Here is a 20,022-nt window from a genome sequence, read left to right as displayed (position 1 = left end):
CTGATCATTGGATTGTACCTGCTGGTTCAAATGGCCTATGTACATATAATAGGTTTTGAGGAGTTAAAAACCACCCGCGGTATTGCCGCGGTAGTAGCAGAAAAAATGTTCGGACCCGTAGGTAAAACAATTTTTACAATGCTCTTATTCCTGGCCGTACTGGCTTATGTAAATGTATTACTGCTAAGCAATCCCCGGGTTATGTATGCGATGAGTGTGGACGGAATTTTACCAAAACTATTTGCCCGTACCAACGAAAAACGAGGGGTTCTTACCGTTAGTCTGACGGTATTTGCAGCGATCTGTATTATTGTATTGTTCTTTGCCAACACTTTTGAAAAGATCCTGGGGTTTACCATATTCCTGGATTCGATCGGTATGGCTACTTCTGCTGCAACCATATTTATGCTGCGGAAAAGGACCAGGCAACTGGATGGTACAGGTATCTACACGATAAAATTATATCCCTTGCTTCCGTTGGTGTTTATGGCAGCCTATACATTTGTGGGAATAAGTATTGCGATTAATACACCTATGCTGGCTTTAACCGGCTTGGCTGTATTTGCTGCTTTCCTGGGGATTTATTTTTTGGTGGTACGTAAAAAAAACAGTTGAAAAGATGACAAAGATGGATTTATCCTATATAATTAATGAATTGGGGGAGGAGCGGGAGCAGTATTTTAATGCCATGGCGCCGCCCATTATGCAGACCAGCAATTTCGTTTTTCGTAAGGTGGATGCCTTATCCAAAGCATTTGAGGACGAGATGAGTGGTTTTTTATACAGCAGGGGGTTGAATCCGACAGTGGAGATCCTGCGGAAAAAACTGGCTGCCTTAGACGGTGCGGAAGATTGCCTGGTTCTGAATAGTGGTGCTGCTGCCATTTTTGCGGCAGTGGTAGCCAATGTGAAAGCAGGTGATCATATCCTTTCTGTAAAAAAGCCCTATACCTGGGCCGAACGGTTATTTTCTGTTTTATTACCCCGCTTTGGTGTAGAAACCAGCTATGTGGAAGGGGGAGACGCAACTGATTATGCAGCGGCTATTCGGCCGAATACCCGCCTGATTTACCTGGAAACGCCCAATAGCTGGAATTTTGCCATTCAGGACCTGAAGGCCATCGCTGAACTGGCCAGGTCAAGGGGTATTTTAACGGTAGTGGATAACAGCTACTGCACGCCTATTTACCAGCAGCCGATTGCCTTGGGTATTGATTTATCTATTCAGTCGGCTACAAAATATATCGGGGGGCATTCGGATACCGTAGCAGGGGTAATCAGCGGGTCGGGGGCACTGATCCGGAAAATATTTGACAACGAATACCTGACGGTCGGAAGTGGAATTCAACCATTTAATGCCTGGTTACTGCTAAGGGGGCTAAGGACCCTGCCTATGCGGCTGGAACAGGTAACCCAAACGACGCACCAGGTACTTCAGTACCTTAAAAAACATCCCAAGGTGGAAGCCTGCCTATTTCCGCTGGACCCGGAGTTCCCGGATTATGAGCGGGCAAGAAAACAAATGCAGGGGGGCTGCGGTTTGCTCACCATCGTCTACAAAACCGATTCCAGGGAAGAGATTATCCGTTTTTGTGAAGCCTTGCAGCACATCTACATGGCGGTCAGTTGGGGTGGCCATGAAAGTCTTATCATTCCCCGCTGCGCAGGCGTTTCCCCGGCTCATTTCCGTGCCGAAAAAAAGGAACATCGTATGCTACGGTTATATGTAGGGCAGGAGTCGGCCGATTACCTGATTGCCGACCTTGAACAGGCTTTCTTAGCTGCCGCTGGTGGTTGATGGGGAGTTTTTTCACGATAATTATATGACCGGTCGGGTCGGAGCCATTGAATTCTTTATTTTTAACCCCTTAACCCTTGTACATGTTATTTTTTAAACGGTTATCCTATTGTTTAGTTGTTGGTTTGGGGCTGGTTCAGGAATCGCAGGCGCAGGAAGATCAGTGGGATCTGAGGCGGTGCGTAGAATATGCGATTGCACACAATGTTTCGACCCGCCAGGCCGACGTGCAGCGTCGGATCAGTGGGTTGCTCTATGATCAGAGCAAAAAAGCCCGGATCCCGACGGCCGATTTTAACACCAATACCGGCTACCAGTTTGGTAGGTCCATTGATCCCACCACCAACCTCTTTACGAATCAGCAGTTGTTATTCCAGGGGTTCCAGTTTAATACGAATGTTACCATTTTTAACTGGAATAGGATTACCAATAATATGCTGGCCTCAAAATTAGAGGCGGAAGCTGCCAATGCAGACCTGGAGACCAATAAAAATGACCTGGCCCTGAATGTGGCCACCGCCTACCTTACGGCCCTGCTTTCAAAAGTTCAGGTAGATATCGTGGAAGTTCAGGTCAAACAGAGCCAGAGCCAGCTGAATGATACCAGGAAAAGAGTGGAAGCAGGCACTTTACCTGAATTGAACGCGGTTGACCTCGAAGCACAACTGGCCAGGGACAGCTCAACGCTGATTTCGGCAAGGTCTACCTATGAGCTTAACCTGCTGTCCTTAAAAGCCTTGCTGGCATTGGATGCCGGCGCCCCTTTTGCTATTGCCGTACCACCTGTAGACCGGATACCGGTAGATCCTATAGCCGAACTGGAACCCGAACTGGTCTATACTATGGCTTTACAGAACCAACCGGTGATCAAGGCGAATGAATTACGCCGCAAATCGCTGGAATACTCCATAAAAGCAGCCAAATCGAATTTGTATCCCAGTTTTTTTGCGTTTGGCGGACTGGCATCCAACTTTGCGAGTTCCAATAGAAAGATTACCGGTGCAAATTTTCTGGGGTATAATCCCCCTAATCCAACCAATGGTGCAGTTACGGTGAATGGCGATATCATTCCGCTGCAAACGCCCAATGTACAGGTGTTACAATCGAACAAGAGCTTTGGTGAGCTTTGGGAGGGCTGGGGAACGCAAATGTCCAATAACTTCCGGCAGAATATAGGCGTAGGAATCAGCATTCCTATTTTAGGTGGGTGGCAATCCAGAACCAACTATCAGCGTTCGAAACTGAACCTGACCAATGCGGAACTTATTATTGAGCAGGGCAACCTTCAGTTGAAATCCAATATTTATAATGCTTATACAAGTGCAGTAGCTGCTATGCAGAAATACAATGCAGCCAGAAACAGTGTAAGCGCAGCGGATCGCTCGTACAATTATACCCTGCGCCGTTATGAACTGGGTTTGTTATCTACCTTAGAACTGATTACCTCACAAACCAATCTTACCCGCTCTAAAATTGATATGGTCAACGCACAGTTCGATTATGTATTCAGAATGAAAGTGCTGGAATTCTATAAAGGGCAGGGCATCAAATTATAATTAAAGTACAAGAATATACTACACATATGAATAAGAAATTAGTATGGTTACTGGTTGGCGTGGTGGTACTGATTGGCGGGTTGTTCGCTTTAAAGCAGGCTGGTGTGATCGGTGGTGAAGAAGGTATTAAAGTAACAACGGAAAAGGTGGCGAAACGCACGATTATTGAAACGGTAAATGCCAGTGGTAAAGTGTATCCGGAAGTGGAAGTAAAAGTGAGCTCGGATATATCCGGAGAAATAGTGGAACTAACGGTGGAAGAGGGCGACAGCGTGCGGAAAGGTCAGGTGCTGGCTAAAATTTTTGCTGATATCTACCTGACGCAGCGAGACCAGGTAGCCGCCAGTGTCCGACAGCAACAGGCTATCGTAGAAAACAGCCAGGCCCAGCTCGAGGCATTGCAGAGTGCATTGGCCCAGTCTGAAGCGCAATTCCGCCGGCAGGAACAATTGATGAAGGAGAAAGTTATTTCCCGTGCAGAATTTGAGCAGGCTGAAAATGCCTACAATACGGCTAAGGCAAATTACAATGCCGGACTTCAGACCATTACAGCTAACAAGGCATCTGTAGCAAGTACCCGGGCAAACCTTGAAAGTGCCAATAAAAATCTTGGTAGAACTACCATCCTGGCGCCCATGAACGGGGTTGTTTCTTTAATGGCGGTAAAAAAAGGCGAGCGGGTTGTGGGAACTGCACAGATGACGGGTACGGAAATGATGCGCATTGCTGATATGGATAAAATCGAGGTTCGGGTGGAAGTAGGAGAAAATGATATTCCTAAGGTTCATTTAGGTGATTCTGCGTTGATCGAAATTGATGCTTACAATGCCCGTAAGTTTAAAGGTATTGTTACCCAGATTGCCAGCAGCAGTAAAGCCTTGTCTTCCGCAACAGCAACTGCCGTAACCAATGATGTAACGAATTATGAAGTACGCATCCGTTTATTGAAGGAATCTTACCAGGATCTCATTGATCCATCCCGGCCTAAGAGCTTTCCTTTTCGTCCGGGTATGAGTGCCAGTGCAGATATACAAACGAAGCGGAAGGCGGATGTGCTGGCTGTTCCTATCAATGCAGTAACAACACGTGAGAAGGATTCGGACAAGGCAGTAAATGAAACCAGAACATCTACTGCTGAAAGTGGTGAAAACAATAATAAGCCGGATGATCGTAAGTCGATTAGTTCAGAACTGGACGAAGTGGTATTTGTATTGGAAGCAGATAAAACAACAGTGCGGCGCGTTAAAGTACGGACCGATATCCAGGACATCACCTATATTGAAGTATTAAGTGGATTAAAAGAAGGAGATGAAGTGATCACCGGTCCTTATTCGCTGGTTTCAAAAACACTGAAGAATAAGGACAAAGTGAAGGTGGTGAAGAAAGAAGAGTTGTTTGAAAAGAAAAAGTAAGCAAGATGCGGCTGGGAATTATTGGTAGTGGCAGTTGGGCAACAGCGCTGGCCAAAATCGTAACGGATAATGGCAATACGATTCACTGGCTGGTTCGGAGTGAAGCGATCCGGCAACATCTGATACAACGGAAGCATAATCCGAATTACCTTTCTTCCGCCAGCTTTGAGATTAACAAATTGCACCTGCATACATCTATTACGCCGTTGGTGGAATCCTGCGATTGTTTGGTGGTAGCGGTGCCTTCTGCGTATATCATTGATACGTTTAAGGAATTGCCGCCAGGTGCATTGGAAGGGAAACTGGTGATCTCTGCGGTAAAAGGTATGGTGCCGGATAAGAATATCCTGTTAAACGAGTGGTTGCAGCAACAGTTTAATGTTCCTTTATCTGCTTATTTTACCTTAATGGGCCCTTGCCATGCAGAAGAGGTTGCGCGGGAGCGGTTATCCTACCTGACATTTTCCGGAATTGATGAGGCATTAACTGTTAAGCTGGCTTCTTATTTTAAAACCTGGTACATTAACACGATCGTAAATTCGGATGTGTTGGGGGTGCAGTATGCGGCTATACTGAAGAATATTTATGCGTTGGGTGCGGGCATTGCCCATGGACTTGACTATGGAGATAATTTTCAGAGTGTATTTATAGCGAATTGTGCGGATGAGATGGCTGCATTTCTGAAGAAGGTTGGCGTTCAGCGAATGGAAGTGGGATCGCACCAGGGGGCGGATCCTGTTACGCATAAGAAGGATGCCAACTATGCGGCATCTGTTTACCTGGGTGATTTGCTGGTTACCTGTTATTCTTTATATAGCCGAAACCGGACTTTTGGCAATATGATCGGCAAGGGATACTCAGTGATAAGTGCGCAGTTGGAAATGAATATGGTGGCAGAAGGGTATAATGCGAGTCGCAGTATTGAGATTATCAACCAGTCGATTCAGGCCGAGATCCCGATTGCCTCGGCTATCTACCGAATTCTCTGGCAGCAGCTATCTCCGGCTGCCGGCTTTGACTTAATTGAGGAAGTATTGATTTAGGTGTCAGACAGGTGTTAGGATACTGTTCTAACATACAGGCCTTAGTTTGGGGTGTTGCGGCCTGTAAAATAGAGCCAGCCTTGTCGTAGTACGACAATTGCCAAGATCAGCAGCATGGCAGAACCGTAAACAGAAAAACTTACTGGCATCATAGTAAAGTTACGCCTAAAAATCCGGGTTAGGTGTTAGAACTATGTTAGAGAGGTGTCAGACACATGTCTAACATGTGTCTGACACCTAAAAGCCTAAAACAGAAAAGCCGCAATCCCATCCGCAAACAACCGGCCCTCATCCGTTAGCAGGATACGGTTGTCCTGCTGAAACAGGCGAAGTTCCCCCGCCCGCTCCATTTGTTCCTGATACCGGCCAAACCGTAGCAACAGACTTTCCAACTCTCTTTCTCCAAAAACCTGCTTGTAATATTCCAGGTTCAAGCCCTCAATTGTTCGCAGCGATGTCATAATGTACTCATGCCGACGGTTTTCTATTGTCAATTCTTCCTGCTCATGAAAAATCTCATTCGCCTGAATCGCTTTCAGGTACAACGCATTATTCGAAACATTCCATCGGCGGAAACGCCCATCATAAGAATGCGCACCCGGCCCCACACCCAGGTAAGGGTCACCGTTCCAATACGAACTATTATGCCTGCTGCGCCAACCCGGTAAGGCAAAATTGGAAATCTCGTACTGCTCATAACCCGCAGCCCGCAACGCCCGCATTAAAATCAAAAACTGCCGGCTCTGTTGTTCCGGATCTGTATCAGGGATACGAGCAGTTTTTACCATATGCGCCAGTGCCGTTTTTTCTTCCACGGTTAATGCATAACAGGATAAATGTGGCGCCCCGATGGCCAACGCCTGTCGGATATTTTCCACCCACGCTTCGTCCGTTAAACCTGGGGTGCCATAAATAAGGTCAATGCTGAAATTCGTAAAGCCCGCTTCCCGGACCAGGTCCAAACCAAGCCTGGCTTCTACGGCTGTGTGCGCCCTGTTCATCCAGTCGAGGTCCGACTGGTGAAAAGACTGTATGCCAATACTGAGGCGATTTACCCCGCTTTCCCTCCAGGCAGACAATAATTCTGGCTGCAAATCATCCGGGTTTGCTTCCAAACTGATCTCAGCCCCTTCTGCCAGGTTTACCTCTTGACGAATACGTTCCAGTAAACCGGTTAGCTCATCCATTGTTAACAAAGAGGGCGTGCCACCGCCGAAATAAATCGTGTTAACCGGCTGCTGCCGCAATTCTCCGGAACGCTGGCCGATTTCCTGTTTAATCGCTTCTACCAGCACAGCTTTATTGTGCAATTGCGTTGAAAAATGAAAATTACAATAATGACAAGCCTTGCGACAAAAGGGGATATGTAGATAAATTCCGGCCAAAGTATAGGTTGACCGGCAAAGTTAATCCAGTTCCCGCAATCCAGATTGCGTTCAAAGCGTTATTTTACCGCGTGATGAAGGGTGCTTTAATTAACCGATCATACCTGCTGGCAGGATTTTTTTTCCTGGTAGTCTTGCTGAATGCCACTCAATTAGCAGCTCAACAAGGCCAAGAGCTTGTTGCCCACCGGTTGGAAATTAAAGCAACTGATTCGGATCCAGGGCGGCTTGCTGCGCTCCAGTTGAAATCCAGTTTTCCTACACGGTCGCTTTGCCTGCAATATGTTTTTACGCTCGATTCAATCCTCGCTTTAAAGGGATATGCTGCCGCCTCGGTCGACAGTTTGAAAGAATCCGATACCCTCACCATCGCCTACATCTACCTGGGTGACCAATTTCAATGGGGGCAAATCCGGGTTAATGGCATGTCTGGGACCGAATTGGCCGAAGCCGGCGTTTTTATCGATACAAGCACCCACCTGTTGTTGCCTGTTTCAACAGTAAAAAGAAGAACCGCTGCTGCCGGCCAACCGCCACCGGGAACTATCTTTTCTAACCAAACCCTCGAAAAAATTCAACAACAACTCCTAGAGTATCTCTACAATAATGGATTTCCTTTTGCCTCTGTACAGTTAGATAGTTTTACCATTCGCTCATCCAATCCAACCACCGCAGTTATTGATGGAAGTTTACGCATCACAAAAGGGTTGAGTTATACCCTCGACAGTATCCAGGTAAATGGAAAAGCCAGTATAAATGAAAAATTTTTACATCGTTACCTGGACCTTCCCAAAGGAATGCGGTTTCAGAAAACTGCCTTTAATAATGTATCGGTGCGGCTCCGGGAATTACCCTACCTGCAGGAAAACAAACCCTGGGCACTGCGTTTCGGCGGAAACGGAGCCATCCTGGATCTTTACCTGGAGCCCCGCAAAAGCAGCCAGATAAATGTATTGCTCGGCCTGCTGCCCACTACTACTGCCAGCGGGCAAAATAAATTCCAGGTAACCGGTGAGGCCAATCTGAATCTTAAAAATGCCTTGGGAAATGGAGAAACCATTGGCGTAAACTGGCAACAATTGCAGGTGAAATCACCGCGGTTAAACCTGGTCTTTCAACAACCGTACCTGTTCGGCTCCGCATTCGGTATCAGTACCCAGTTTGATCTCTTTAAAAAAGACAGCTCCTTTTTAAATATCAACACCCAATTGGGACTTCAATACGCGGTCTCTGCCAAACAAACCGGGAAAGTGTTCATCCAGCTGTTTAGAACCAACCTGGTAAATATTGATACCAACCGTATCAAAGCATCTAAACGACTACCCACCGACATCGACATGAGTATTGTAAATCTGGGAGTAGATTATGACTTGAATACCACCAATTACCGGCGTAATCCGAGGAAAGGCTGGGAATTGTATGGCTCGGTTACCGCGGGTACCCGTACCATCAGGAAAAACAATGCCGTGCTGGATATAAAAGATACCGGCTTTGATTATGCGGCCCTGTATGATACCATTGATCTCAAAACCTACCAGTTTAGGGTAAAGGCCCGGTTGGCCAAATTTTTACCTGTTGGAAGGCAGGCTACTATTCAACTGCTGGCAAGCGGAGGGTGGGTGCAGAGCCCCTCTCTTTACCGGAACGAATTGTTTCAAATAGGAGGCTATAAACTGATGCGGGGGTTTGACGAAGAAAGTATTTTCGCCGCTCGTTACCTGGTGAATACCATTGAATACCGCTACCTGGTAGGCATCAATTCTTATTTTTTCGGATTCGCCGATTATGGATTTACCTCCAGCAAAAGCGCACTGGGCCAAAGCCGGAATAACCTGTTGGGGGCGGGATTAGGCCTCGCCTTCGAAACTGCCGCCGGTTTTTTCAACCTTTCACTGGCGGCAGGTAAACGAAGTGACAGCCCGTTTAATCTGCGCCAAACCAAGATTCATCTGGGCTATGTGAATTATTTCTAAATTGCACCCTGCTCATGATGCAAAGAATTCTCCCCATTTTTATTTGTTATGTACTGCTCCTGGCTGGTCCGCTTGCCGCGCAGGATAGTTTGCCCAAAGTTGCTGCGGATAGCGGAACCGGTGGGGGTACGCCGCCTGCCAGCCAGCTGCAGCCTGTGGCACCTGTTTGGGTGCCGGTAGATTTTACAAAAACCGGCTACTATAAATTATTGCAATCACACCCCTATCTTAACTTTTCAGCGAAGGGGGTATACCGGACCATTCAGCCTAAAACGGTCAGGGGAAAAGAAGGCGTTTTTTATTTATTACTCGGACTGTTGTTTTTATTGGCCTTGATTAAGGTCAGCTTTGGAAGATATCTCGAAAATATGTTCAAGGTTTTCTTTCGGGCTTCTCTTAAAGCGAAACAAATACGGGAGCAGTTATTACAAACACCACTGGCAAGTCTTCTCCTGAATGCTCATTTTGTGGCAGCAGCAGGGTTATTGGCGACTTTTATTCTTCAGGAAAGGCAGGTTGGAGCTGACAATCCTGGATTTTGGGAGCTTTACCTGTATTCGGTGGGGGCCATTGCGCTGATTTACCTGGGTAAAAACTTCTTACTTAAATTCCTGGGTTGGAGTCTGCGTATGACAGATACCATTGATACCTATGTCTTTATCGTATTTCTCTGCAATAAAGTGCTGGGGATTTTCCTTTTACCACTCCTGCTGCTTATGGCTTTTGCCGGGGAGCCCCTGGCCACCATAGCCCAGACAGTTTCCTATGTTTTGGTGGGGGTAATTTTCCTCTATCGCTATACAAGTGCCTATGGTTTTATTACCCGGGAACTAAGAGCAAGCCGTTTCCACTTTTTTTTATACCTTTGTGCCTTCGAAGTAGCACCCTTACTGTTGATTTATAAGGTGTTAACGAAATTAGTGTAGGTGTTAATTAACTTTAAGAACATTTAGCTTAAGAAAAAATGCTAAAGAACGAGGCTAAGAAGGGAGCTGGAGCTCCTGCAATCAAGAAAATCCTGATCACCCAACCGAGGCCTGAAAGTGACAAATCTCCCTACTTTGAATTAGGTAGGAAATTTGGCGTGACCTTAGACTTTCATCCCTTTATAAGTTTGGAAGGAATTCCTGCAAAGGATTTCAGGAAGCAAAAAATTGACATTGCACAGTTTTCAGCGGTCATTTTTACCAGCAGAAATGCGATCGATCATTTTTTTCGCATCTGTGAAGAGTTGAAAGTAAACGTTTCGCAGGATACCAAGTATTTCTGCATTACGGAAGCCGTTGCACTTTATCTGCAGAAATTTATTCTCTACAGAAAACGCAAGGTTTTTTATGGGGCCGATGGTTCCAATAAAAGCATGTTTGATGTGGTTAATAAACACAAGGAAAATGAAACCTTCCTTTATCCCTGTTCGGAGAACCAGCAGGACAATGATATTGTCAGCTGGTTAAAAGCGCATAAGTGTGAATTTGCCACTCCTTTCATGTACCGCACTATATCGAATGACCTGAAGCCGATTCTCGGATCGCATCAATATGATATCATCTGCTTTTTTACCCCCAGCGGGGTTAAAAGCCTTTTTGAAAACTACCCCACTTTCCAACAAAATGGCACCCTCATCGGTGCATTCGGCAGCAATACTTCCAAAGCGGTGGAAGAAGCCGGTTTAGCCCTGGATATCAAAGCTCCCCAGCCGCAGGCTCCATCAATGGTTGCAGCGCTGGAACAGTTTTTGAACAGTACGAAAAAGAAGTGATAAGGGAAGTTGAAACGCAAACGGTGAAAACTGAAAAAGGCTTAACTTTCTTTCTCAGATTTCACCGTTTATCGTTTATCCGCTTCCATGCCTAACAGATTAGCAAAAGAAAGTAGTCCGTATTTATTGCAGCATGCACATAACCCGGTTGATTGGTATCCCTGGGGTACAGAAGCATTACAGGCTGCTCAAAAATCAGATCGACCCATTCTTATCAGCATCGGTTACGCCGCCTGTCATTGGTGTCATGTAATGGAGCGCGAGAGTTTTGAAGATCCGGCAGTGGCAGCTATCATGAATGAACACTTCATCAATATTAAGGTAGACCGCGAAGAACGCCCCGATATTGATCATATTTACATGGACGCCCTTACTTCCATGACAGGCAGCGGGGGATGGCCATTAAATGTTTTCCTGAGCCCGGATGGCAAGCCTTTTTATGGAGGCACTTATTTTCCCCCCAGTCCTTATCACAACATGCCCGCCTGGAAAGACGTGCTGGAAGGGGTTTCCACTGCCTGGACAAAACGGCGGGAAGAAGTGATAAACCAGGCAGCAAACATAACGGCCCACCTCATTCAGGCAAACCGGATAGGAGAGGGCAACCAGGCTGATAAGGGATTTCACGCTGATCAGTTAAGCCAGATAGCGCTGGCGCTACTTAAGAATGCCGATAAAAAAGAAGGCGGGTTTGGCCGTGCTCCCAAATTTCCGCAAAGCTTTTCCATCGCTTACCTGCTGCGGTATGCTGCGCGTTATCTCGATAAAAAATCACGCTTCCGACAGGGCAACCTTCCGCTTGCCATACCCGTATGGAAAGAAGGGGCTATGGAAACGCCTGCTGAAGAAGCCCTTCAACAAGCTATGCTAAGCCTTGAGAAAATGATAGGCGGCGGTATCTATGACCAGCTTGGTGGAGGTTTTTCAAGATATTCAACGGATAATTCCTGGTTAGTGCCACATTTTGAAAAAATGTTATACGATCAGGCATTGCTGGTTTCCGTACTTTCGGAAGCATTCCAGTTAACCGGCAAACAAGTATTTGCTACTACCATCGGGGAAACCATTGATTTCCTGGAAAGAGAACTGATGTCGCCGGAAGGCAGTTTTTATTCGGCACTGGATGCGGATTCAGAAGGAGAGGAGGGGAAATATTATGTGTGGGAAAAAGGGGAACTCGAAGAACTGCTCGGTAACGAGGCGGAGTTGGCCTGCGATTGGCTAGGCATAAGTACAGAGGGGAATTGGGAAGGAATTAACATATTGACAAAATCGCGGACGCTGGCTGAATTGTTAGACAGGGGATATAGCAGCCAGGATCCGGAGGCGTTGCCGGGGAAATTGGCCAATATCCGCCAAAAAATGCTGGATCAACGGTCGGCCAGAATAGCTCCGGGACTGGATGACAAGCAGTTAGTAAGTTGGAATGCCCTGATGAACACCGCCTTGTCGAAAGCGTTTGCGGCAACCGGCGAGAAAAAGTACCTACGGCTGGCTGAGCAAAACATGGAGTGGATGCTTCGGGTATTTCTGCAGGATGGAGATCGGCTGCTACATACCTACAAGGGGGGGACGGCACAGTTCGCTGGTTTTTTGGACGACTATGCATATCTGGTACAGGCTTTGATTCATTTGCAGGAGGTTACGGGACGGCATGAATTATTGGAGCAGGCAAAAAAATTAACAGAAACAATTTGGCGGGATTTTAGCTCGGATGAAAGCCCCCTGTTTTATTATACCGACCAGTTTCAGCAGGATCTTATTTTGCGAAAAAGAGAGGTGTACGACGGGGCGCAGCCATCGGGAAACGCAGTTATGGCCTTCAATCTCAGGTACTTAGGAATTGTATTTGATCGGAAAGACATGATTGACAGGGCATCGGCCATGGTGGCTGCCATGGCAGACGCGGTGGTCCGGTACCCGGGTTCATTCGGTGCCTGGGCGATGGAAATAATGGGTTGGGTAGATGGGTGTGCAGAAATTGTAGTGGTTGGGCCGGCAGCGGAATTACGTCGAATGGAAATATTGGCTAATTTTATTCCGTACAAAGTACTGCAATCCTCAACCCGGGAAAATGACGCTTACCCGCTTTTGCGACAGAAGCCCCCTGCCCCTGATACACTAATCTATCTATGCCAACGCTATAACTGCCTTCGGCCGGAAGCTACTGTAGCGAGAATTTTGGACCATATTTAGGTGATTTTAGCCCGAAAACATGGTTTTTTGGCAAGATTTTATTGGGAGGTGGAACAATAATCCTCTTTTAATGACCGTTAAATTTGTCACGGGAACAAGCAAAATCAGTTCCTTGACGTAAAATATAAACTTGAGAAGCTGATGTTGACAAAACATTATATTTGCCCACTACCCTTTAATATTATGAAAATGAAAAACCTGTCCACGTTGTGCACGCTTGCAGCCGTATCTATGTTGGCAAGCTGCGGAATGTTTGGAAAAAACTCCAATAAGGGAGGATTACCAAACGATGGTCAGTTGCACGGCGTAGCGCCCGGCAACAAGTACTCTATGCCAAAACCTCCGGGAATGGTGTACATTCCACCCGGGACATTCCACATGGGTCCAAGCGATGAAGATGTCAACTATGCATACACTGCCCGTAATAAGCAGGTATCCATCAATGGCTTCTGGATGGATGCCACCGAAATCACCAACAACGAATACCGCCAGTTCGTAAACTGGGTACGGGATTCTACAGCTGCCAAGCTGATGGGCTTTGTAAAAAATGTTGACGGGGTAGACCAGGTTGACTGGGCAAAGGCTAAAACCATTAAATGGGGTGATAAGGCTACCATCGAAAAAATCGACCAGTTGATTCTTTCTCCCGAGAACAGAATTTTCGGTAAAAAAGAGCTGGATGCCTCCAAATTGATCTATCATTCAGAAACTTTTGATAATAAGGAAGCTTCCAAGCGTGAAAACGCAGGTAAGCCCCGTTCTACGTTCATCATTAAGAAAGATGTACGCATCTACCCGGATACGCTGGTATGGATTCGCGACTTCTCCTACTCTTATAATGAACCCATGACCAAACGCTATTTCTCTCACCCCGCATTTGGTAACTACCCGGTGGTTGGGGTAAGCTGGAACCAGGCTACTGCATTTTGCGAATGGAGAACACATTTCCTGAATTCTTTCCTGGAAAGCAAAAAACGCGCTCAGGAGTCTGATTTCCGCCTGCCAACTGAAGCAGAATGGGAATACGCTGCCCGCGGCGGTCGCTCTCAATCTATGTTCCCCTGGGGTAACTATTACCTGAGAAATAAGAAAGGATGCCTGCTGGCCAACTTTAAACCTGGCCGCGGTAATTATCCGGAAGATGGTGGTTTCTACACCGTACGTGCCGATGCTTACTGGCCGAATGATTTCGGACTGTACAATATGGCAGGTAACGTAGCAGAATGGACGTCTTCCCTGTACTACGAAGGTGGTTACAATTTCCAACACGATATGAACCCTGATATTCGTTACAATGCGAAGGATTCTGATCCTCCCCGGATGAAGCGTAAGGTATTACGTGGAGGTAGCTGGAAAGATGTAGGTTATTTCCTACAAACCGGAACCCGCTCGTACGAATACCAGGATACGGCTAAATCGTATATCGGATTCCGCTCTGTAATTGATCTTCCTCCTACACCGAGCAAAGGCAAAAAATAAGCGTATAGCAAATTTCTAAAGACAACATCTTACTTGAATTTATTTGATTGAAAAATCGAACTGGCATTCCCATATCAAAATCTAATATCTCTATAACAACAATCTAAACCCTTATTCAAACTCAAAAATTAACAACTATGGCTGGTGCATCAAAATCAACTGACAAACTCGTGAATATCTTCGTATGCGTGGGCGCTGCGGTGGTAATCTTCGGAGCCTGGGCAAAAATCCTACACCTTTCTTTTGCCGACATTATGCTTACCGTTGGTCTTCTGACGGAAGCCCTGATCTTTATCGTATATGCATTCTTACCGCCTCCAGGTGGTGAAATGGCTGCGCTGGCTGAAGCCCTGCCAAAGCTGTCTACTAGTCCTGCTGGAAACCCTGCCCTGAACAATCTGGATAAAATGATGCAGGAAGCAGATATCACTCCGGCTAACCTGAAAAAACTTAGTGAAGGTTTTAATAAACTGGGAACTACAGTTAATCAGATGAAAGATGTATCTGATGTAGTAGCTGCTACGAATGATTACGCCAACAAAACCAAAGAAGCTGCTGGTGCACTCGGACAAATGAAAGATGCATACCAGAAAAGCGCTTCTACTATGGCTGTATTTAATGAAGCTTCTGAAAGCACCAAACAATTCCATACACAGGTACAGACCCTGACTAAGAACCTGGGTTCTCTGAATACAATCTATGAACTGGAACTGCAGGATACGAACAACCACCTGAAGGCAATGAACAAATTCTATGGTAATCTGGCACAGGCTTCTGAAGCTATGCAGGGAAGCGTGGAAGATGCCAAGAAAACACAGGATCAGATCGCTGCCCTGGCTAAAAACCTGGGTAATCTGAACCAGATCTATGGTAATATGCTGAACGCAATGCAAGGCCGTGCCTAAGCCAGGTTGATCGTACCCTCTATCGAAACTGTGAAAAACTAGATTGACAACATTTAAATCCCAGATCCATGGCCTTACCTAAAGAGCCCAGGCAGAAGATGATTAACATGATGTATTTGGTGCTTACCGCACTGCTTGCATTGAACGTGTCATCTGAAATCCTGAACGCATTCAAAACCGTAAACGAAAGCATTTCGACCGCCAATGGTGTTGTAGATGCGAAAAACGCAGCTGTGTTCACTGCATTTAAAGATGCAATGGACGACCCCAAAACCAGGCAAAATGCTGAAATCTGGCTACCGAAAGCCCAGGAAGCACAAAAGCTTTCTGCTGAGGTGTCCAAATATATTGAAGACCTGAAGGTTCAGCTTAAAAAAGAATCTAAAGGCGAAAACATCGGTACTCCGCAAGAGAAATTTTCTATCGATAACCTGGATGCCTCTACCCGTATGCTGGTAGAAGGAAAACAGGGCGATGAACTGCTTGCTAAACTGACCGAGTTTAAAAACAAAATCTTAACCATTGTTCCTGAGCAGAAAGCTACTTTTGAAAAGTCGCTGCCGATTGATCTGAAGATTCCAAAATCTCAGACAGGAAGCACGGTGCAGGCAGACTGGAAATCTTCTTATTTCCGTATGACGCCAACCATTGCTGCATTGACTATTCTGAGTAAGTTCCAGAACGATGTAAAAAATTCTGAAGCCATCGTGGTAGATCATTGCTACCAGCAGATCGGTAAGGTGAAATTTAAGCTGGATAAATTCGAGGCATTTGCCGGAACTAACTCCACTTATCTGATGCCTGGTCAGGAATTGCAAATCACCGCAGGTATTGGTGCTTTCTCTACAGATGCCTTGCCTTCTGTAAGTGTAAATGGTTCTCCTGTAGCACTCGGACCTGATGGTACTGCACTGTATAAAACCACGGTAAGTGGTGCCGGTGCACACAAGGTAAACGTTGTAGTTAACTATAAGGACCCCAATACCGGTGAAGATAAATCCGTTTCAAAAGTAGTAGAGTATACAGTAGGTGTTCCTTCCGGAGCTTCTGTATTCCTGGAAAAAATGAACGTGGTTTATATGAGTGTTGATAACCCGGTTATGATCTCTGCTGGTTCAGCCGGTAAAGAAAAAATGAACGTAAGCTTCACAGGTGGTGCTATTACTCCTGCCGGTGGCGATCGTTATATCATTAAACCCAGCAAAATGGGACCTGCTGAAATCAAGATTACCGTTGATGGTAAAACCAGCTCTTTCCCAATGCGGGTAAAATCCCTGCCAGATCCTTCTGCCATGGTTGGCGCCAGCAAAGGTGGATCTATGCCAGCCGCCCAGTTTAAAGCAATGGGTGGTGTACTGGCAAAACTCATGGATTCTGAGTTTGATGCTAAATATGACGTAGTTAGTTATGTAGTTGGTGCAAATGGTGGTGCTTTCGCCACTTACCAACAGGCTGCTAATGATGGCCCCCGTTGGAATGGCGGTGCTGCTGCAATTATTAACAAAGCAACACCAGGATCCAGCATATTTTTTGATCAGATTCGTGTGAAAGGTCCGGATGGTCGTGTTCGTGAACTGCCCGGTATCTTCTTTAATTTGAAATAAGCAATTGACTAAAACAGGATAAAATGAAAAACCGTATCATTCAATTTTGTTTGCTGGCAGCTGTAATAGGCTTCAGTACAGAAGGTGTACAGGCGCAGCGTAAGCCGTCTCGTACCGCCAGCAAGCGTTCTTCTACAAAAAAGAACAGCACCAGTAAAAATAATACAGGGAATGCTGCAGCGCTGACACAGGCACCTGCCGCAGATACAACACCAGCTGCACCTGTTGAGCCGGAGCTGAAATTGGGAGAAGTCCGCAAGTCATTGAGGAACGATAACGCCATTGAGCGGAACCTGGTTAAGGAGCGTATTCCTCTGGCTTACGAGCATATCCGCGAAGATGATGCGGTGTATCGTCAACGGCTTTGGAGGGAAATTGATGTTCACGAAAAAATGAACCTGCCCTTTATGTACAAAGCGGATGAAGACAATGGTAACCAGCGCTTCATTAATATCCTGTTAGGTTCAATCAAAAGTGGTGAACTAACTGCCTTTAATCCAACAGATGACCGTTTTACTACACCCATTACCATTAAGGAAATCACCAAGCAACTGGTTGGTGAGCCGTTAACGATCCAGGTTCCCAACTGGGCACTTGATCCGGATGGTTCTCAGGGAATTATGAAAGACAGTGTTATCGTCAACGAGTTCAATGCAGAAGAAGTTGAAAAATACTGGGTTAAAGAAGAAGTGGTATTTGATAAGGAATCTTCCCGCCTGCATGTTCGCATCCTGGGTGTGGCTCCTTTGAAAACCATTAAAAATGCAGATGGTTCATTCCGTGCCGTAACACCGTTATTTTGGGTTTATTATCCTGATATGCGTCCCTTACTGGCTCGGTATGAAGCTTACAATGGTAAAAACTTCGGTGCTCGTATGAGTTGGGAAGAGCTTTTTGAAAGCCGTATGTTCGCCAGCCGTATTATCAAGTCAACCCTTGATAACCCAGGCGATCAATTTATCGAAGCCTTTATTAAAGACCCCATTCTTCGCTTGCTCGAAGGAGATAATATCAAAGAAAAGATTTTCAACTACGAACAGGATCTCTGGTCGTATTAAGAAGGTGCTTTTGAGCTTGAACACCCGTCTGGAAACAGACGGGTGTTTTTTTGGGAGGAAGGGGAAGGGGAGAAGGGGTTACTGGGAGCTATAACCGAAAAAGGTTTGGGGCGATATTGTGACCGTAATCCCCCCCTTCCCTCCCTTCTCCTTTCCCCGCTTCCCCGGTTCCATTCATCGAAATGCCTAAAAATACCCCCATCCGGGTATTGGAAGAATTGAAAATTCAGCTACCTTTACCTCGGTTTTTCATAGGATATTGGATTTTAAAAACGGGGCTGGATGTCTATCCTGGCCCCTTTGTTTTTTAGAGCTTTACATTGCGGCGCCAAAACTCTATTAATGCTATCACCATTTTATTGAATTCTTCCGCTTCGGTAGGTTTGGTCAGGTAGGAATTTGTATGCGCCTGATAGGACTGTGTAATATCAAGCGGAGAGGATGAAGTGGTAAGTATTACTACGGGAATAAAAATAAGTGCAGGTTGCTGCTTAATAAACTGTAATACCTCGTGCCCGTTTCTGCGGGGAAGATTTATATCCAGTAAGATAAGATCGGGTTTCTTCCTGGTTGATTCATCCAGGTAGGATTCAATGAGTTCCATGGCTTCCTGTCCGTTCCGGGCAACTTCCACCCTGCAGCCGGGTTCATATTCAAGGATAGACTCCGTTGTCATCAAGATATCGCCCTCGTTGTCCTCTATTAATAAAATATGGAACTCTTTCATTCAATGTGTTTTGTTAATTCAATATAAAAACTGCTGCCTTCGCCTTCCGTCGATTCAACACGGATGCTTCCGCCATGCCGCTCCACGATCTTTTTGCAAATAGCCAGCCCAAGCCCTGTTCCTTCATATTGCTCGCGGTTATGAAGCCGTTGATAAGGTTGAAAGATATGTTCTATAAAGGCAAGTGAAATACCTATTCCATTATCGCGGATACAAAATTCGTAGCCTTTTTCGGTTTCCCGTACAGTTATATGCAATTCTGGTGCTATGCCGGGCCGGGTAAACTTTAACCCGTTAGAAATAAGGTTTAAAAAAAGCCGGTAGAGCCAGTTTGGATTACCCCATACCACTACCTGCTCTATTCCGGTAAGCTGCACCATAGCACCGGAGGTGTTAATCCGTACATTCAGATCGTGCAGAATGGTATCCAATACAATTTTTTAGTTGTACTGGTTGCATTCGTAATTTTTTTCCGCCTGCGCGTGAATATTCTAGAATATCACTGATCAGTACCTGCATTCTTCGGGCCCCATCGGCGGCGAAATGAATATACTCAAGGCCCTTAGCATCGAGCTTGGCTGCGTATTTTGATTCCAGTAATTCGGTAAAACCTTTAACCATACGAAGCGGCTCCTGTAAATCGTGCGCGGTTACTGATGCAAACTGATTTAACTCCAGGTTGCGTTGCTGTAAGTGCTCATTCATTTCCTTCAGCTGACGGGCTGATTCAACCGCGGCCGACACATCAATTATAATAGCGGTAAATACTTTTTTATGGCGGAATTTCATTAATTGTAAATGAACTTCTACATGGTAGAGCGAGCCATCTTTTCGTTTATGTACAGTGTTGAACAAAAGAATATCTTCTTTTCCGGTTCGAAGCGGGTTGACTAGCTCGTTAAATCGTTCTGCATCGTAGGCGGGTTTTATATCCAGCGGCGTCATCCGCTGCATCTCTTCCTGGAAATAGCCGATATTCTGCAACGCGCCTTTGTTTACATATTCAAATAAGAAGGTGGTTTCATCAAAAATGTAGATTTCATTCATACTGTTTTCAATGATTCCGGCCAGTTGCGTATTCTCTTTTTCTGCAAGTGCTCTTTGGGTAATATCCTGTAATACACCTA

Annotated in this window: 17 protein-coding genes; 13 read left to right on the top strand and 4 right to left on the bottom strand. The window is 45.8% G+C overall.

Features of this window, described 5'->3' with window-relative positions; translation table 11 throughout:
- The 5 genes from A1D16_RS07685 to A1D16_RS07665 all read left to right on the top strand — a co-directional run.
- Positions 1-615: amino acid permease (locus A1D16_RS07685; RefSeq protein WP_290708776.1), on the top strand; the 615-nt coding region annotated here is incomplete at its 5' end.
- A gap of 4 nt (positions 616-619) precedes the next feature.
- On the top strand, positions 620-1,798 hold the full coding sequence (locus A1D16_RS07680; RefSeq protein WP_290708775.1) for an aminotransferase class I/II-fold pyridoxal phosphate-dependent enzyme: 1,179 nt from the start codon (positions 620-622) through the stop codon (positions 1,796-1,798).
- Positions 1,799-1,881: 83 nt separating this feature from the next.
- Complete coding sequence (locus A1D16_RS07675; protein ID WP_290708774.1) at positions 1,882-3,354, top strand: TolC family protein; 1,473 nt, start codon at positions 1,882-1,884, stop codon at positions 3,352-3,354.
- A gap of 26 nt (positions 3,355-3,380) precedes the next feature.
- Complete coding sequence (locus tag A1D16_RS07670) at positions 3,381-4,766, top strand: efflux RND transporter periplasmic adaptor subunit (protein ID WP_290708773.1); 1,386 nt, start codon at positions 3,381-3,383, stop codon at positions 4,764-4,766.
- A 5-nt stretch (positions 4,767-4,771) separates the two neighbouring features.
- Entirely contained in the window at positions 4,772-5,809 is a 1,038-nt protein-coding gene (locus A1D16_RS07665) for an NAD(P)H-dependent glycerol-3-phosphate dehydrogenase (RefSeq protein WP_290708772.1), read from the top strand.
- Between the two features lie 245 nt (positions 5,810-6,054).
- On the opposite strand, the gene hemW is transcribed toward A1D16_RS07665, so the two are convergent.
- The gene (gene hemW / locus A1D16_RS07660) at positions 6,055-7,194 is read right to left on the bottom strand and encodes a radical SAM family heme chaperone HemW (RefSeq protein ID WP_290708771.1); all 1,140 of its coding nucleotides are present in this window, start codon (positions 7,192-7,194) and stop codon (positions 6,055-6,057) included.
- A 74-nt stretch (positions 7,195-7,268) separates the two neighbouring features.
- Between hemW and A1D16_RS07655 the strand changes: the two genes are divergently transcribed.
- The 8 genes from A1D16_RS07655 to gldN all read left to right on the top strand — a co-directional run bounded on the left by A1D16_RS07655 (position 7,269) and on the right by gldN (position 18,168).
- Positions 7,269-9,167, top strand: a complete 1,899-nt coding sequence (locus A1D16_RS07655) for a ShlB/FhaC/HecB family hemolysin secretion/activation protein (RefSeq protein WP_290708770.1) — start codon at positions 7,269-7,271, stop codon at positions 9,165-9,167.
- 14 nt (positions 9,168-9,181) lie between these two features.
- Positions 9,182-10,093 carry a DUF4271 domain-containing protein gene (locus A1D16_RS07650; protein WP_290708769.1) on the top strand — a complete coding sequence of 304 codons (912 nt, stop codon included), beginning with the start codon at positions 9,182-9,184 and terminating at the stop codon, positions 10,091-10,093.
- Positions 10,094-10,131: 38 nt separating this feature from the next.
- Positions 10,132-10,926, top strand: a complete 795-nt coding sequence (locus A1D16_RS07645) for a uroporphyrinogen-III synthase (protein ID WP_290708768.1) — start codon at positions 10,132-10,134, stop codon at positions 10,924-10,926.
- An 87-nt stretch (positions 10,927-11,013) separates the two neighbouring features.
- Positions 11,014-13,122 (top strand): thioredoxin domain-containing protein, encoded by a 2,109-nt coding sequence (locus A1D16_RS07640; protein WP_290708767.1) that lies wholly within the window; start codon positions 11,014-11,016, stop codon positions 13,120-13,122.
- Positions 13,123-13,311: 189 nt separating this feature from the next.
- The gene (locus A1D16_RS07635; RefSeq protein ID WP_290708766.1) at positions 13,312-14,601 is read left to right on the top strand and encodes an SUMF1/EgtB/PvdO family nonheme iron enzyme; all 1,290 of its coding nucleotides are present in this window, start codon (positions 13,312-13,314) and stop codon (positions 14,599-14,601) included.
- Positions 14,602-14,738: 137 nt separating this feature from the next.
- Positions 14,739-15,506: a gliding motility protein GldL gene (gene gldL, locus A1D16_RS07630; RefSeq protein WP_290708765.1), complete on the top strand. Its 768-nt coding sequence runs from the start codon at positions 14,739-14,741 to the stop codon at positions 15,504-15,506.
- Positions 15,507-15,574: 68 nt separating this feature from the next.
- Positions 15,575-17,110, top strand: coding sequence for a gliding motility protein GldM (gene gldM / locus A1D16_RS07625; protein ID WP_290708764.1), 1,536 nt, complete (start codon positions 15,575-15,577; stop codon positions 17,108-17,110).
- Positions 17,111-17,133: 23 nt separating this feature from the next.
- Complete coding sequence (gene gldN, locus A1D16_RS07620) at positions 17,134-18,168, top strand: gliding motility protein GldN (protein ID WP_290708763.1); 1,035 nt, start codon at positions 17,134-17,136, stop codon at positions 18,166-18,168.
- A 307-nt stretch (positions 18,169-18,475) separates the two neighbouring features.
- On the opposite strand, the gene A1D16_RS07615 is transcribed toward gldN, so the two are convergent.
- From A1D16_RS07615 to A1D16_RS07605, 3 genes are all read right to left on the bottom strand, one after another.
- On the bottom strand, positions 18,476-18,895 hold the full coding sequence (locus A1D16_RS07615) for a response regulator (RefSeq protein ID WP_290708762.1): 420 nt from the start codon (positions 18,893-18,895) through the stop codon (positions 18,476-18,478).
- Positions 18,892-19,326, bottom strand: a complete 435-nt coding sequence (locus tag A1D16_RS07610; RefSeq protein WP_290708761.1) for an ATP-binding protein — start codon at positions 19,324-19,326, stop codon at positions 18,892-18,894. Before A1D16_RS07610 ends, A1D16_RS07615 begins: the two co-directional genes overlap by 4 nt.
- A partial coding sequence (locus A1D16_RS07605) for a PAS domain S-box protein (RefSeq protein WP_290708760.1) occupies positions 19,289-20,022 on the bottom strand: 734 nt, incomplete at its 5' end. The genes A1D16_RS07610 and A1D16_RS07605, both read right to left, overlap by 38 nt.

The organism is Flavihumibacter sp. CACIAM 22H1, from assembly GCF_001601815.1.
Lineage (GTDB): Bacteria > Bacteroidota > Bacteroidia > Chitinophagales > Chitinophagaceae > Flavihumibacter.
This window is presented reverse-complemented; position numbering and strand designations above follow the sequence as displayed.

What these genes read in the sequence shown, in the direction of transcription:
- A1D16_RS07680 (WP_290708775.1), top strand. Translation starts at nt 620, where the DNA reads ATGACAAAGATGGATTTATCCTATATAATTAATGAATTGGGGGAGGAG.
- A1D16_RS07640 (WP_290708767.1), top strand. Translation starts at nt 11,014, where the DNA reads ATGCCTAACAGATTAGCAAAAGAAAGTAGTCCGTATTTATTGCAGCAT.
- A1D16_RS07655 (WP_290708770.1), top strand. Translation starts at nt 7,269, where the DNA reads ATGAAGGGTGCTTTAATTAACCGATCATACCTGCTGGCAGGATTTTTT.
- gldM (WP_290708764.1), top strand. Translation starts at nt 15,575, where the DNA reads ATGGCCTTACCTAAAGAGCCCAGGCAGAAGATGATTAACATGATGTAT.
- gldN (WP_290708763.1), top strand. Translation starts at nt 17,134, where the DNA reads ATGAAAAACCGTATCATTCAATTTTGTTTGCTGGCAGCTGTAATAGGC.
- A1D16_RS07615 (WP_290708762.1), bottom strand. Translation starts at nt 18,895, where the DNA reads ATGAAAGAGTTCCATATTTTATTAATAGAGGACAACGAGGGCGATATC.
- A1D16_RS07635 (WP_290708766.1), top strand. Translation starts at nt 13,312, where the DNA reads ATGAAAAACCTGTCCACGTTGTGCACGCTTGCAGCCGTATCTATGTTG.
- A1D16_RS07645 (WP_290708768.1), top strand. Translation starts at nt 10,132, where the DNA reads ATGCTAAAGAACGAGGCTAAGAAGGGAGCTGGAGCTCCTGCAATCAAG.
- A1D16_RS07650 (WP_290708769.1), top strand. Translation starts at nt 9,182, where the DNA reads ATGATGCAAAGAATTCTCCCCATTTTTATTTGTTATGTACTGCTCCTG.
- A1D16_RS07665 (WP_290708772.1), top strand. Translation starts at nt 4,772, where the DNA reads ATGCGGCTGGGAATTATTGGTAGTGGCAGTTGGGCAACAGCGCTGGCC.
- gldL (WP_290708765.1), top strand. Translation starts at nt 14,739, where the DNA reads ATGGCTGGTGCATCAAAATCAACTGACAAACTCGTGAATATCTTCGTA.
- A1D16_RS07675 (WP_290708774.1), top strand. Translation starts at nt 1,882, where the DNA reads ATGTTATTTTTTAAACGGTTATCCTATTGTTTAGTTGTTGGTTTGGGG.
- A1D16_RS07670 (WP_290708773.1), top strand. Translation starts at nt 3,381, where the DNA reads ATGAATAAGAAATTAGTATGGTTACTGGTTGGCGTGGTGGTACTGATT.